Genomic DNA, 14,262 nt, shown 5'->3' on the forward strand with positions numbered 1-14,262 from the left:
GCGGCAGGGCGACTCCGGCCCTCTTCCGGGTGGACAGCGGGTTGTCGGGTGCGGGCTCCACGCTTGCCGATGGCGCGGTCACTCACATCGGGGATTTCGCCGGGTTCCGTCCCTGGACCCGTCCGTGACATGTCCATCCGAATCGGTACCATCGATCTTGTGCTGGCCGGACGTGACACCGAACGCGCAGCGATCGCTGCCCTGCTCGACGCGACCCGCAAGGGCGGCGGAGGCGCGCTGGTCGTGCGGGGCGTGGCCGGGGCGGGCAAGTCGACGCTACTGGCCGACGCCGTCGCTGCGGCCTCGGACATGACGGTGCTGCGTACCTCCGGTGTGGAGTCGGAGTCCCCACTGGCCTTCGCCGCGCTGCAGCGGCTGCTGTGGCCGCTGCGCGCCGGGCTCGACCGCCTGCCGCCACCGCAGCAGGCGGCGTTGCGCGCCGCACTGGGCGAGGCCGAGGGCGCGGGCGAGAGGTTCCTGGCGTTCCTGGGCACGCTGAGCCTGCTGGCCGACGCCGCCGAGGAGTCCCCGGTCCTGGCAGTCGTCGACGACGCACACTGGCTGGACGACGCCTCGGCGGCCGCACTGCTGTTCGTCGCCCGCCGGCTGCAGGCCGAACGGGTCGCGCTGGTGTTCGCCGCCCGCGACGGCGACGCGCGCCGCTTCGACGCCGACGATCTGCCCCACATCGTCCTCGGTGGCGTGACCGGCGCGGTCGCCGACGCACTGCTGTCGGCCCGCGCCGGCGGCGCCATCGACCCCGCGGTGCGCGACGAGCTGGTCACCGGCACCGGCGGCAACCCGCTGGCCCTGGTCGAGCTGGCCGGAGTGCTCACCGCCGAGCAGCTGGCCGGCCGGGCGCCGCTGCCAACCCCGCTGCCGCTGACCGACGGGGTGGAGCGCGCCTTCCTGGACCGCCACCGGCGCCTGCCCGAGCAGGCGCAGCGGTTCCTGCTGGTGGCCGCCGCGGATGACACCGGCCGGCTGGCCGTCGTCCGCGACGCCGCAGACCGGCTCGACGCCGGGGACGACGCCCTCGACGCGGTCGAGCGGGCCGGGTTGCTGTGCGTTGACGGCGACGCCGTCGACGTCCACCACCCGCTGGTGCGCTCCGCGGTCTACCGGGTGGCGACGAGCGCCCAGCGGCGGGCCGCGCACCGAGCGCTGGCCGGCGTGCCGGACATCGACGCCGACCGGCGCGCCTGGCATCTGGCCGCCGCCACCGACCGGCCGGACGAGACGGTCGTCGCGGCGCTGGATGCCGTCGCCGAGCGCGCCGCCGGCCGGGGCGGTCACGAGGCGGCGGCCGCCGCGTGGACCCGTGCCGCCGAACTCACCGCCGGCGGCGAGGCCCGGGGACGGCGGCTGTACCTGGCCGCCTCGTCGGCCTGGCTGGGCGCGCATCCCTCGCGGGCGGCGGCGCTGGCGACCGCTGCGACATCACACGTGACCGAGCCGCGGCTGCGGGCGCAGCTGTTGACCCTGCAGGGGCAGGTCGAGTGGAACACCCGCTCGCTCAACGACGGCTACGACCTCGTCCTGCAGGCCGCTCAGGCGGCCGCCGGGGTGGACGGCGCGATGGCGCAGCAGCTGGTGATGCTCGCCGCGTCGCTGTCGGCCTTCGGCGCCCACTCGCCCCGCCCGGTCGATCCGGCGACGCTGGTCCCCGCACCCGCCGCCGACGCCCCCGCCCGGGCACGCGCCGCCGACGCGTTGTTGCACGGCTTCTTCGCCGCCGCCCGCCGGGACTGGGCCGCCGCCGCCGAGTTGTTCCGGCGGGCCTTCGCCCTCATCGACGCCGACCCGGTCGACGACCACATGCTGCAGCCCAACCTCGGCATTGCCGCGGTGCTCGTCGACGACGACGAGCGCGGGCTGCGCCTGCACGAGCAGCAGCTGACCGCGGCCCGACGCGCCGGTGCGCTGACCATGGTCGAGCACGCGCTCACCCGCGGCTTCCACTCCCAGATCGCCACTGGCGCCTGGGCGAAGGCCGCCGGCGCGGCCGCCGAGGCGCTGCCGCTGGCCGCGAGCACCGGCCACCCGGGGCTGACCGCGCTGCCCACCGCCGAGCTCGCCCTCGTGGCGGCCCTGCGCGGCGACGCCGCCGCCGACCACCACCTCGCCGAGGTCGCCGAGATCCGCCAGGCGCATCCGGTCGGCATCACCGACAGCCTCGTGGTGGACCTGACGCACTGGACACGGGGGCTGCGCGCAGCGGCGCAGCCGGCGACCGCGCTGCACCACCTCCAGCAGATCCACGGGCCGGGGCTGCGACGCATGGCCGCGCTCGACCTGTTCGACGCCGCCGTCCGCAGCGGCCACCCGGACATCATCCGCGCCCGGGTCGAGGAGCTGACGGCGTTCGCCGAGGGCACCGGCGCCCCGGCCGCCACCGCGGTCGTGGAACACGGCCGTGCCCTGCTTGCCGACGGCGACGGCGCCGAGAAGCACTTCGCGCAGGCGCTCGCCGCGCACGCCGACTCGCTACGGCTGCCCGACCGGGCCCGCACCGAGCTGGCCTTCGGCGAGCACCTCCGCCGCTCCCGCCGCCGGGTCGACGCCCGTGAGCACCTGCGCGCGGCGCTGGCACTGTTCGAGGAGCTCGGCGCCGCCCCCTGGGCCGAGCGCGCGGCACAGGAACTGCGCGCGTCCGGGGAGACCGCCCGCCGCCGCAACGTGTCCACCACAACCGAACTGACCGCGCAGGAACGGCAGGTCGCCACCCTGGTCCGGCAGGGCCTGTCCAACCGGGACACCGCCACGCAGCTGTTCGTCAGCCCCCGTACCGTCGACTTCCACCTGCGCAACGTGTTCAGCAAGCTCGGCGTCGCCTCCCGCGCCGAGCTCACCGCCCTCCCGCTGGATCTGTGACCGGCATGTCGCTGCCCCTGGAAAGCGAGCGGCTGCTTCCGCCGCTCGCGGGCCGGCACTCCACGGCCCTGGCCGCGATCCACCAGTTGGTTCAGCAAGGTCACGAGGGTGTCGACGTCCGACATGCGCAGCCCGGTCGTGGGCTCGTCGAGCACGTGGACCGCTCCGGTGCGGCGCAGGTGACCGACGGGTTTCAGCCGCCGGCGCTCACCGCCCGGCAGCGTGCTCAACGGCTGCCCCAGGGGGAGACACCTCAGGCCGACCTCCAGGAGCCCGGCCAGTCCGTCGTGCACGTCGCGCTCGGGGAAGGACGCGACGGCGTCCTCCGCGGACATCTCCAGGACATCCGCGGCGGACTTGCCGCGCAGCGTGTGCGCCAGTACGTCGTCCTTGAACCGGCGTCCCCCACAGGCCTCACAGCGCGTCCGCACGGGGTCCGTGCAGGCGACGGTGACGATCTCACCGCGACCCCTGCGATCCTCGCGGGCGCCCGCGGAGTTGAGGCTGAACAGTGAGGCCGGGGCGCCGATCGCCTTGGCGAACGGCTCGCGGACGGCGTCCGAACCGAACTGCCCGTGCATCGGGGGATGGCAGCAGGCGTCCACGAAGCCGGGGAGCAGGGTCGCTCCGGCCGGGTCCCGGACCTCGGGCGCACTCAGGGCGCGGGTGCGGTCCTCCTCCTCGGTTCCCATCCGGGCCCGCGTCTGTCTCTTCGATCAGGCGGTGCGAGAGCATCCCGCTTGTCAGGCAAGTCGTTACTTGCCTATGGTGTGGTCGTGGCGGAAGATGTCTTCAAGGCGCTGGCCGACCCCACCCGCCGGCGCATCCTCGACGAGCTGACGGAACGGAACGGCCAGTCCCTGTTCGAGATCTGCGCGCGGCTGGCGACCAAGCACGGTCTGGGACTGTCCCGCCAGGCGATCAGCCAGCACCTCGCCGTGCTGGAAGCCGCGGGCCTGGTCCGGACCCGACGTCAGGGCCGCTACAAATTCCACGACCTGAACACCGAACCGCTTGAGCGCATCGTGACCCGATGGCTCAGGCCCGATACGCCGGAGAGCACCCCATGAAGATCCACCTGTCCAGCGTTTTCGTCGACGACCAGGACAAGGCCCTGCGCTTCTACACCGATGTCCTGGGCTTTGTGAAGAAGACCGAGGTCCCGCTCGGCGAGCACCGGTGGCTGACCGTGGTCTCGCCGGAGGACCCGGACGGCACCGAACTGGTGCTGGAGCCCGACGGCCACCCCGCGGTGAAGCCGTACAAGGCGGCGCTGGCCGCGGACGGCATCCCGGTCACCTCCTTCGCCGTGGACGACGTGCACGCCGAGTTCGACCGGCTGCGCGAGCTCGGGGTGCAGTTCACGCAGGAACCGCTGGAAATGGGCCCGGTCACCACGGCGGTGCTGGACGATACCTGCGGCAACCTGATCCAGATCGCCCAGTACAAGTAAGCCCGGCCGCAGCGACCGGCCGTCAGCTGCCGTCCACGGTCAGGTTCCGAGCGGACGAGCAGGGCGGCGGCGCCGACGGTCCCCGGATGGACGTGTCCGGCAGGGGCGCGGGCCTGCGGAGGCCCGTGCTCGGCCCGGCCCTGAGGGGGCCTGTTGCCGTCGCGGGCAGGTCTCACGTCTCCGCTGGTCGGGTTGACCCGTGGTGGTCGCGGCGACGATGGAATACCGCACGGTACTCCCTCGGGCGCCGGCCCGTGTGTCTGGCGAAGATGCCGCTGAACGCCCCAGGGTCGCGGTACCCGACGTCGGCGGCGATGCTGGCGACGGTCCTGTCGGTCGTCTCCAGCAAGTGTTCGGCTCGACGCACCCGGGCCGTCTGCAGGTACGCGAGTGGCGTCTCGCCGGCTTCGTCGCCGAAGCGACGGAGCATGGTTCTCGTGCTTACGTGGAACTCCTGGGCGAGGGCGGGCAGGTCATAGCGAGCGCTGAGGTTCTGGTCGAGCCACCGTTTGACGCTGAGCGAGAACTCCCTGCCCGCAGTGGGTATGAGCCCCGAGTCGACATAGGAAGCCTGCGTGGAACGTGCGTCATCGACAAGCGCGATGCGCGCGGTGCTACGGGCGACGCGGGGGCCGTCGTGCTCGCGGATGAACTGCAGCGCGAAGTCGTACATGGCGCTGAAGGCCGCTGTGGTCGTCACCCCCCGGTCGGTCACGACCAAGCTCTCCGGGCGGAGGCGCACGTCGGCGTACCGGTCGGCAAACCGATCCGCGAACAACCAGGACGTGGTCGCTTCGCGCCCGCCGAGCAGCCCGGCTTCAGCGACCAGGAAGGCGCCCACGCAGATCGATACGACAGCGGTCCCGGAGGCCGCCTGCGATCGAATCGACGCTATTTCCGGTCCCAGGTTTGCGAGTGTCGCGTCGAGATCGAGCGTGGGCGAAAGCTCGAAACCCGGCACGATCAGGACGTCTACCGGGCGAATCGCCGAGACGTCGAGGACCGAGCCGCCGGACGCGATCACACGCCGCCGGGGCGAGACGACCGACGTCTCGTAGGCCGGCTGAACCGGCCCTTGCGCCGCGGCGACGTGAGTTGCCATCGCCAGGAGGTCGGGGACTCCGAATACCTCCGACGCGAAGCAGCCGGGGTAGGCCAGCACACCAACTCGCAACGGACTCATGCGGCCCCTCCGACGCCTTTGAACGGGTGGCGATATTACCGGGATACGTGGCGATGCCGCCGCTTCTCAGGAGGGCGGCCACTCCTCATCATCTCGGTCATGACCATCATGCGAGGACAGAGCGACCCCTTGGACGACTTCTCGCGGAGAGCCGTCGGCGTCGACGACGTCGACAAAACCGTGTACGTTGCCGGGTCAGGACCGGCAGTCATCCTCATGCCCGAGATGCCGGGCATCAGCCCCGACGTCGCGCGGTTCGCGCGTTGGGTGCGAGATGCCGGCTTCTCCGTGTACCTGCCCTCCCTTTTCGGTGTCGACGGTGCCTATCCGCTCGCCGAGGCAGGCGAGACCATCGTTCGACGCGCGTGCGTCAGCGCCGAGTTCCGAGCGTTTGCCGGTGGCGGCACCAGCCCCGTCGTCACATGGTTGCGCGGTCTCGCCCGCCTGGCGCACGCCGAGTGTGGCGGGCCTGGCGTGGGTGCCGTCGGTCTGTGTTTCACCGGCAACTTCGCCCTGACCATGGCGCTCGAACCCGCCGTCATCGCACCGGTGGTCAACCATCCGTCGCTTCCGCTCGACGACCCCGGCGGTCTGGAGATCAGCGACGAAGACGCGGTTGCCGTGGCTGAACGCGTAGCGCGAGACGGGTTGAAGGTTCTCGCCTACCGCTTCGACAACGACAGGTGGTGCACCGGCCGGCGGTTCGCGGCTTACCGAGCACTGCTCGGGGAAGCGTTCGAAGGCCGCGTACTCAAAGCCGAGACGGCGAACACGAATCCTCCGCCCTTCTTCCGTGACGTCGTCGGTTGCGCCCACAGCGTCGTCACGGCACACCTCGTCGACCAGGACGGCCACCCCACCATGCAGGCTCAAAACGAGATCATCGCCTTCCTGGCCGAGCGGCTCGGGACGCGGCCGGAATGAGCCCCCGGCACTCCAGCACCTGGCCGTACGAGGGAGCGCCACCGCTTCCCGATGCGGCCTGGTAGTCGACCTGGGGTGACTCGTCACCGCCCCTCGGCGACCGCTGGTGACACAGGCCACCCGGACTTCGACGACACACGCTCAACCTTCGGTGGCACAGGACAGAACGGTTGTGGTCGGGCAGCCGTGGAGACAAGGAGCCGCGATGCGGGCCGGCCTGCCAGGAGCCGGCGCGGGAGGAATGGCGACGGCGCCACCCGCCCTTCCCCCGGCTGCTGTCCGTCCTGGAGGGCACCGGCCCCGCCGGAGTCCAGACCCGCATCAGCGCCCCGCACGCGGCCACCGCGGACCCGGCGCTGTCCGGCTTCCCGCGCGACGTACCCGTCCTGACGGCGCCGCTGGCCGACCTGCTCCAAGACGGCCCCTCCGAACCCGTATGGCACCCCGTCCAGGACCCCGACAGCACAGTCAGCGGGAGCCAGACCCACACCCCGCAGACGCCCCACGCAACGCTGCCCACCGCTCCCGCGCACCGCCGCGCGGCGGCCGCGCACCACCCGCCCATGGTCCCGAGCCGAGAGTGCAGCAGGTCACAGCGTTGCGCTGCCACTTGAGCCCTGCGACCACTTCTCCAGCCAGGCCCGGACCGCCATCCGGTCCACGCCTGGCCGCTCTCGCCGTCCCGGAGGAGGAAACCAGCGCTCTCCAGGATCCGTTGACCGGCCATCAGGTGCCGGTCCGCATCGCGTGGCCCTTGGCGGCCGTCCAGGTGGGCGCCGATACGGCCGCCGCCCCGGCCGGCCGCTCCCGCACCGGGCTCTGTTGGTGCGGCTTTCGGCCAAGGCCGCCGACAGCGCTTCATGCCGGGCCGGTCCCATCGGGTCGCCGGGCCTGAGGGCGCTACCCCCGGTCCCCGGAGGCTGCCGGAGACCGGGGGGAGCGAGCAGGTTCGTCCATGCGTTGGGCTGCCGCGACCTGTCCGGCTCCCGTCGAGGCCTCCGCGCCGGACGAAGTGATCACCACGGAGCGGGGGTCGCCCCGGTCCATGAGGCCGCCGATGAAGGCGAGGCCGAGGCCTGCTGCGGCAAGAGCCGCGCCGACCAGGCTGGGCGAGGCCCAGCCCCAGCCTGCCGAGATGGCCAAGCCGCCAAGCCAGGCGCCCCCCGCATTGGCCAGGTTGAAGGCGGAGTGGTTGGAGGCCGCCGCCATCGTGGGAGCGTTCTTCGCCTTGGCCATGAGCAGCATCTGGACGGGCGTGGTGATGAAGGAACCCATCGCACCGATGAAGGTGATCGTCACCAGGGCGGGCACGGTGCTGTGGACCGTGAAGTAGAACGTCACCAGTGCCACGGCGAGCAGAGCGAGCCCCGCGTACAGCGTCGGGCGCAGGGCCCGGTCCGTGAGAGGGCCCGCGATCAGAGTGCCGAGCGTCATGCCGACGCCGTAGAGAGCGAGGACCAAAGTGGTCGAGGAGTTGGAGATGCCCGTCAGGTGCGTCAGCATGGGCACCAGGTAGCTGTAGACGGCGAAGAACCCGCCGAAGCCCACAACTGCCGTGGCCAGACCGATCGCGACCTGCCTGTTGCCCATGGCCCGCAGCTCGTGCCGGATTCCGGACTGCCGGCCGCGTGGCTGGTGAGGAACGAAGAATGCCAGCGAGGCGAGCGCGACAAGGCCGATGACGGCGACCGCGACGTAGGCGGACCGCCAGCCCAGCTGCTGCCCTAGGGCCGTGCCGGCCGGGACGCCGACGATGTTCGCGATGGTGAGTCCGAGGAACATCCTCGAGACGGCGCGCGCGGCCCGTTCGGGGGCGACCAGCCGGGAGGCCACGACGGCGCCCACGCCGAACAGCGCTCCGTGCGGCAGACCCGCCAGGAAACGCGCGGCGAACAGGAGGCCGAAATCGGGAGCAAGCGCGGACGCGATGTTGCCGACCACGAACAGCCCGGACAGGAACAGCAGCAGCCGTTTGTGGGGTACCCGCGCACCGATGCCCGTCAGCACGGGGGCGCCGACGACAACACCGAGCGCGTAGGCCGAGACGAGGTTGCCGGCGTGCGGCACGGACACGCCGATCCCGTCAGCGATCTGGGGCAGCAGCCCCATCGTGGCGAACTCGGTCGTGCCGATACCGAACGCGACGACAGCCAGAGCCAGCAGAGCCAGTGGCATGGCGCAGGAAACCTTTCAACAACAGCGGTCCAGGAACGAGGAAGCGGGAAAGGCCTGGGCCGTCTCCAGCTCCCGAGGCCCGTCGCGCTGAGCACCATCGCCCAGCACGCCCTCGGAACAGGGCAAGCCCTCGAGGAGTGCAGCAGCGGCAGGGGGCTGCGCATTCCAAGATCGAGCCAGACGCTCCGTGACCTATGTCATGCCGTAATCGGGCGGGCTCCAAGGGATCGTTTGGGGATGGATGGTGACACTGAGCCACTCCCGCGGTTCACAACTTTTATGTTGTTTCGCGTCTTACGCGTGCCTTCTCGGCTTTCCGGGCGCCAACCTGCACGTCCGTTCGATCTGCCCCTCGGCGCTGGATTCCGTCTGGTTCAGCAGTGAGGCGGAAGATTCCCGCCGGCACGAAACTTCCAGGCATTTCAGGCTGTGCACATTGGCGATGAGTACGGCAAAGCGGATCAAAACACTCATTGAGTGCTCCGCAACATGCCTACAACGCGAGGAGCAGCGCCTCGGCGCCCACCGGCCGGAATCCGGCTGCCTGGAAAGCGCGCGCTGCGGGCGTTGCCTGCGGCCTGTTGCGAAAGGAGGCCCTGGCCTTGTGGGATTGACGGGACCGGCTGGGGTGCCGGTCGATCAGCGGACCGGATCCGTGCTGAGCTCGGAAACGGCGCAGCCCCCTGTCCGGCTCGTCGGCGACGCCCCGGCGACCAGCCGGCCCGGGAAGCGACTGGCTGACCGGCGGTTGGCAAACATGATGACCGCGCAGGCGATTGCCGCAGCGATGGAGAACTCGGTCACGGCCGCGCCCATGCCTTGAAGGGTGACGAGCAGACCGATCCCGATGACGGGCAGCCCCAGAGCCGCATAGGTGACGGCGTAGAAGGCTGCGAGCACGGAGCCGCGCACCTCAGGCGCCTCGGCCGCCAGGGCGCCGTTGATCTGCTGCATGCCGCCGGAGAAGGCAAGACCGTGACCGACGCCTGTGAGGGCAGTGGTGACGAAGAGCAGGGGCAGCGACTGGAGTTGGTTGACCACCAGCAGGCACAGCATGCCGACGGCGAGCAGGGCGAGCCCGATTCGTTGCCCGAGGTGGTGCAGCATCCGCCGGGCCCCGAGCTGTGTGGCGGCCGAGCACAGCATGATCAGGGCAGCGACGGCGCCGCCGACGAGCAGGTTCTTGGTGCCCAGCAGCTCACCGATCCAGGACGGCACGACCGCCTGGAACAACCCGGCAACCGCCCAGGCAACCGCAGAGGCGGACACTCCGGCCGCGAAGGCGGCGCGGGCCGTCTTCGGGACACGGGGCATCACGATCCGCACCTTCGGACGGGTGTCCTTGCGACTGTCCCGGCGCGCCTTCGGGGCGGCAGGCAGCAGCGCGACAGCCACCAGACCAGGCACCAGGATGCACAGGTGCACCAGGTAGGGCAGGACGAATCCGTGCGGCAGATACTGGGCGAGGGCACCCGCACCAACCGGGCCGAGTGCGGCACCCACGGCAGTGGTCGCCGTCGCCGCAGTCGCGGCCTTGGCGTGGTTCCCGTCCGGCTCGTGTTCGACAAGCGCGGCGGCGCCCGCCGCCGAACAGGTACCGACCGACAGCCCTTGTGCGATCCGCCCGGCGAACAGCCAGGCCGTTGAGTCGGCGCAGGCCAGCAGTCCCGCGCCGAGAGCACCGAAGAGCAGTGCGATCGCAAGGACAGGGCGGCGGCCGATGGAGTCCGACAAGGGCCCGAACGTCAGCAGGGCCGGTACGAGAGCCGCGGCGTAGACGGCGAAGACGAGAGTCTGGGTGATGGGCGAGAACCCGAATTCTTCCCGGTACCCGCCGTACAGCGCGGTGGGCATGTTGGCGCCCACCAGCAGCACGATCAATACATATCCGACGCCGTGAAAGTGACGGCGTATCCACCGGCCCGGCTTATGGCCTCCGGTTGTCATGGTCCTCCGTATCCAGTTTCTGTGTGCGGTGCCTGCCTCAAGAGCGCCGTCGCTTGCTCCGGAACAGGCCCGCGGCTTGCCGCAGCTCCTGCGCCCAACGGGAAAGCGCCGCATCGTCACCGCGGTCGGCGGGCGCGCAGGCCATCAGGGCAAGCCGGCTGCGCCAGCTGGGGCCGCCGAGCGGAACGCCCACGCCGTGCATCCCGGCGACGGACTCGCCACGGCTGAGTGCGTATCCCCGTTCCCGGACGGCGGCCAGTTCGTCGAGGAGCTCGGTCCGGGAGGTGATGGTGTGCTCGGTCAGAGCGGGCAGGGCCTCTTCCGGGTAGATCACCCGGACCTGCTCGTCCGTCAGATGGGACAGCAGCAGCTTCCCGCCCGCGGTGGCGTGCGCGGGGAAGGTCCGCCCGATCTCCAGCGCGACGCGCACCTCGTGCGGGGATCGGCGCCCGGCGGTGATGACCGTCTGGTTGCCGGTGAGCGCGACGGTCTGGACCGTCTCCAGGGTGCGGGCCGCCGCTTCGTCGAGCACCGGCCGGGTTCGCTCCCGGGTGGCCTCGTCGAAGCCCGCGGGGGCTCCCAGACGCGCCAGCTCAGGTCCGGCGAGGTAGCCGCGGCCCGGCAGGTTGCGGACGAGGAATCCCTGGGCCTCCAGCGTGGCGAGCAAGCGGTGCGCGGTGGACCGGGCGACGCCCAGCGTATTCGCTGCGTCCGTGACGGTCATGGCCTGATCGGTGTCGAAGAGCCGCAGCAGACGCAGTCCCGCTTCCAGCGACTCGTTGATGTACGCCTTCGCCGGCTGCCGGCCTTCCACTCCGCTCCTCCCCCGCACCCGAACCACCGAGTGCAGTACCGCCATCCCGTCCTTTAGGACGGTACACCCAGGATGACAATCAAGAAAATGGACGGTTTGTGTCTCTCTCAGCGATACAAAAATGCTTCCTGGTGCCCGGTGTCCACATACGCGCGTGTCCCACACCGGCGCCCTCTCCCTGTCTGCACGCAGGGCGGGACGGCCGGTGTGGGACACGCGGGCGACTTGCTGCGGTAACGGTTCACCGACGGAGGGTGAACTTTCCAGTGGTGCCCGCGCCGGCGTCGCGCAGATGCTCGGGGAACTCCGCGACCGGAACGATCCGGTCGACGGTGCCGGCCCTGCGAACCGTGGCACACCGCTTGCCGCGCACGGCCGGAACACCTGTTGTGTCGGCGGCGACCTTGACGACCTGGCGGCCTTCACCTCGTTCCAGGCGGACGGCCGAACACCCGCGGACCACACCTCCGCATCCGCCTACTGCATGACCGTCTGGGGCACCACCGTCCTGGCCGCGGTCCTGGCCCTGGCGGCCGGACGATCCGGGCGACCAGGCCGACGGCTGTGGGGGTGTCGTACCACGGCCGTCGGCGGCGGTTGCCGGGCAGGCGGACGTCCGGTCGGCCTGAACCGCCTTGGTTCTCGCCCTCGCTCGCCGCATCCGCCGCCAATGCCGCGAGCGGCATGCAGACGAGCAGAACACCGCCGTTGCCTTCGCCGACGGCATCGGCGGACCACCACATCCACGGCAGAGCCGCGGCCCGGCGTCGTCGTCCGCGACCACCACCGGCCTCAGCCGGGGCACCAGGTCCCCGCCCATGCGGCCACCCTGCGAAAGGGCGGAGGCCGCCGGGAATCCCGGCGGCCTCTCAGGACGCGTAGAGCTCCTCGATCTTCGCCGCGTACGCCTTCACGATCGCGCCCCGCCGCAGTTTGAGCGACGGTGTCATGAGGCCGTCGGCCATGCTGAACTCGGTGGGAAGAACCCGGAATCTTCGAATCGACTCGGCCCGTGACACCGCGCTGTTCGCCATGGACACGGCCCGCTGGATCTCCGCGTGCACTTCCTTGGCGACGGTCATCCCCCCGGAGCGGGACAGCGGTCTCCCGCGCACCTGGTGCCAGTGCTCCGACGCCTCGAGGTCCAGGGTGATCAGGGCGGCGATGAACGGCCGGTTGTCGCCGACCACGAGACATTGGGAGATCAGGGGGTGCCTCCGCAGTCTCTCCTCCAGGACCTGAGGGCTGACGCTCTTCCCGCCGCTGGTGACGATGATGTCCTTCTTGCGTCCGGTGATCACGAGAAAGCCGTCGTCGTCGAGGTGGCCCACGTCGCCCGTCGCGAACCAGCCGTCGCGCAACACCGCCTTGGTGCCCTCCGGGTCGCCGTGATAGCCGGAGAACACGACATCGCCGCGGACCCAGATCTCCCCGTCCCATGCGATGTGGACGGCACAGCCCGGCAGCGGCCTGCCCACCGTGCCGAACCGAGGGCGGCCCGGCGGTTGGCTGGTCACCGCGGCGGTGGTCTCCGTGAGCCCGTACCCGTCGTGGATGGTGATCCCGGCACCGGCGAAGAACAGGCCGAGTTCCCGGTCGAAGGTCGACCCACCGGATGTGGCGTTCCGGACACGGCCGCCCAGCACGGCCCGCAACCGTCCGTACACCAGGCGATCGAACACCGCGTGCGCGGCCCTGAGCATCGGCCCCGGCCCGGGACCCTCTCCCTTGTCCCGCCGCTCCACCGCCTCGGCATGGCGCACCGCGATCTCCGCAGCCTTGTCGAACAGTTGCCCCCGCCCGGCGTCCTCGGCCGCACGGCGCGCCTTGTGGAAGATCCTCTCGAAGACGTACGGCACGGCGAAGACGTACGTCGGCCGGAAGGATGCCAGGGCGGGCAGCAGGGCGGCGGGCGTGAGGTCGGGCTGGTGGCCCAGCCGGACGCCGCCGCGCAAGCACACCACTTGCACCATCAGGCCGTAGATGTGGGACAGCGGCAGGAACGCCAGGATGGACGGCTGCTCCCCCGGCTCGGCGATGATCTCCTTCCAGCCCGCGTAGAGGGTGTCGCACTCGACCGCCAGATTGGCGTGGGTGATCACACACCCCTTGGGGTGCAGCCCGGTGGTGCCCGAGGTGTACGCGATGGTGGCGACCGACCGAGGCCCCACCGCCCGGCGGTGACGGTGCACCTCGGCGTCCGGGACGTCCCGGCCCAGAGCCGTCAACTGCCCTACGCAGTCCGCGTCGAGCTGCCACATCGAGCGCAGCGGCAGCCCGTCGCAGGCCGCTCCTACGGTCATGGCATGGTCCTCGTGCTCCACCACGATCGCCGCCACCTGCGCGTTCGACAGGATCCAACGGACCTGATCCGCAGAGGAGGTGGGGTAGACGGGGACGACCGTGGCGCCGATGGACCACAGCGCATAACAGAACAGCGTCCACTCGTAGCGGGTCCGGGACATCACGGCAACCCGCTCACCGAACTGTACGCCCCCGGCCAGCAGCCCCTTCGCCAACCCCATCACCTCGTGGCGGAACTCCGCCGCCGTGACCGGGATCCACTCGTCACTGTCCGGTTCGCTGCTGCGCCGGGACAGCTGTACCAGTTTCGGGTCGTGCTCGGCCACGTCGTACACCGAGTCCGCCAGGCCACCCGTGGGCAGAGTCGCTACCAGCGGCGGAAGGCTGAAGTCCCGCACCGCACCCCCTCGATCAACTGTCGCCCTGCCGCGTCTCACGGCGGGCAGGGGCGCAAAATACCGGCCATTGACCTGGCTGCCTAGGGGCTTGCCCGACCTTGCTCGCTCGCATGTGCGTCGAAGGAGGAGGTTACGGCCTACGGCGGTGACACACGCGTGGTGCGGGCGGCGTACGACGGCGAGCGCTCCG

General features: G+C 71.0%; 12 protein-coding genes. 6 read left to right on the forward strand and 6 right to left on the reverse strand.

Going from position 1 to position 14,262, the window contains the following annotated elements:
- The first annotated feature begins 159 nt into the window (after positions 1–159).
- The 4 genes from ACX25U_RS00110 to ACX25U_RS00125 all read left to right on the forward strand — a co-directional run bounded on the left by ACX25U_RS00110 (position 160) and on the right by ACX25U_RS00125 (position 4,327).
- Positions 160–2,874: a helix-turn-helix transcriptional regulator gene (locus tag ACX25U_RS00110; protein ID WP_454387843.1), complete on the forward strand. Its 2,715-nt coding sequence runs from the start codon at positions 160–162 to the stop codon at positions 2,872–2,874.
- A 5-nt stretch (positions 2,875–2,879) separates the two neighbouring features.
- Positions 2,880–3,389: a hypothetical protein gene (locus ACX25U_RS00115; protein WP_454387845.1), complete on the forward strand. Its 510-nt coding sequence runs from the start codon at positions 2,880–2,882 to the stop codon at positions 3,387–3,389.
- Between the two features lie 261 nt (positions 3,390–3,650).
- Positions 3,651–3,944, forward strand: coding sequence for an ArsR/SmtB family transcription factor (locus tag ACX25U_RS00120; RefSeq protein WP_454387847.1), 294 nt, complete (start codon positions 3,651–3,653; stop codon positions 3,942–3,944).
- On the forward strand, positions 3,941–4,327 hold the full coding sequence (locus tag ACX25U_RS00125; RefSeq protein WP_454394740.1) for a VOC family protein: 387 nt from the start codon (positions 3,941–3,943) through the stop codon (positions 4,325–4,327). The genes ACX25U_RS00120 and ACX25U_RS00125 overlap by 4 nt, the downstream gene beginning before the upstream one ends.
- 172 nt (positions 4,328–4,499) lie before the next feature.
- Here the strand turns inward: ACX25U_RS00125 and ACX25U_RS00130 are convergent, their stop codons facing one another.
- Positions 4,500–5,510 carry a GlxA family transcriptional regulator gene (locus tag ACX25U_RS00130; RefSeq protein ID WP_458633797.1) on the reverse strand — a complete coding sequence of 337 codons (1,011 nt, stop codon included), beginning with the start codon at positions 5,508–5,510 and terminating at the stop codon, positions 4,500–4,502.
- A gap of 99 nt (positions 5,511–5,609) precedes the next feature.
- On the opposite strand from ACX25U_RS00130, the gene ACX25U_RS00135 reads away from it, so the two are divergent.
- Complete coding sequence (locus ACX25U_RS00135) at positions 5,610–6,434, forward strand: dienelactone hydrolase family protein (RefSeq protein WP_454387851.1); 825 nt, start codon at positions 5,610–5,612, stop codon at positions 6,432–6,434.
- 170 nt (positions 6,435–6,604) lie between these two features.
- Positions 6,605–7,048, forward strand: a complete 444-nt coding sequence (locus tag ACX25U_RS00140) for a hypothetical protein (protein WP_454387853.1) — start codon at positions 6,605–6,607, stop codon at positions 7,046–7,048.
- A 286-nt stretch (positions 7,049–7,334) separates the two neighbouring features.
- On the opposite strand, the gene ACX25U_RS00145 is transcribed toward ACX25U_RS00140, so the two are convergent.
- From ACX25U_RS00145 to ACX25U_RS00165, 5 genes are all read right to left on the reverse strand, one after another.
- Positions 7,335–8,609, reverse strand: coding sequence for an MFS transporter (locus ACX25U_RS00145; RefSeq protein WP_454387855.1), 1,275 nt, complete (start codon positions 8,607–8,609; stop codon positions 7,335–7,337).
- 639 nt (positions 8,610–9,248) lie between these two features.
- Positions 9,249–10,670 carry an MFS transporter gene (locus tag ACX25U_RS00150; RefSeq protein WP_454387857.1) on the reverse strand — a complete coding sequence of 474 codons (1,422 nt, stop codon included), beginning with the start codon at positions 10,668–10,670 and terminating at the stop codon, positions 9,249–9,251.
- Positions 10,594–11,370 carry an IclR family transcriptional regulator gene (locus tag ACX25U_RS00155; protein WP_454387858.1) on the reverse strand — a complete coding sequence of 259 codons (777 nt, stop codon included), beginning with the start codon at positions 11,368–11,370 and terminating at the stop codon, positions 10,594–10,596. The genes ACX25U_RS00150 and ACX25U_RS00155 overlap by 77 nt, the downstream gene beginning before the upstream one ends.
- Before the next feature lie 241 nt (positions 11,371–11,611).
- Entirely contained in the window at positions 11,612–11,743 is a 132-nt protein-coding gene (locus ACX25U_RS00160) for a hypothetical protein (protein WP_454387860.1), read from the reverse strand.
- Between the two features lie 496 nt (positions 11,744–12,239).
- Positions 12,240–14,072 (reverse strand): AMP-dependent synthetase/ligase, encoded by a 1,833-nt coding sequence (locus tag ACX25U_RS00165; RefSeq protein ID WP_454387862.1) that lies wholly within the window; start codon positions 14,070–14,072, stop codon positions 12,240–12,242.
- Positions 14,073–14,262 lie beyond the last annotated feature (190 nt).

It is taken from the genome of Streptomyces sp. JNUCC 63 (genome assembly GCF_054366325.1).

Bases quoted from the DNA above. Each gene is read 5' to 3' on its own strand.
- ACX25U_RS00150 (WP_454387857.1), bottom strand. From the start codon at position 10,670: ATGCGGCGCTTTCCCGTTGGGCGCAGGAGCTGCGGCAAGCCGCGGGCC.
- ACX25U_RS00130 (WP_458633797.1), bottom strand. From the start codon at position 5,510: ATGAGTCCGTTGCGAGTTGGTGTGCTGGCCTACCCCGGCTGCTTCGCG.
- ACX25U_RS00135 (WP_454387851.1), top strand. From the start codon at position 5,610: ATGACCATCATGCGAGGACAGAGCGACCCCTTGGACGACTTCTCGCGG.
- ACX25U_RS00145 (WP_454387855.1), bottom strand. From the start codon at position 8,609: ATGCCACTGGCTCTGCTGGCTCTGGCTGTCGTCGCGTTCGGTATCGGC.
- ACX25U_RS00125 (WP_454394740.1), top strand. From the start codon at position 3,941: ATGAAGATCCACCTGTCCAGCGTTTTCGTCGACGACCAGGACAAGGCC.
- ACX25U_RS00115 (WP_454387845.1), top strand. From the start codon at position 2,880: ATGTCGCTGCCCCTGGAAAGCGAGCGGCTGCTTCCGCCGCTCGCGGGC.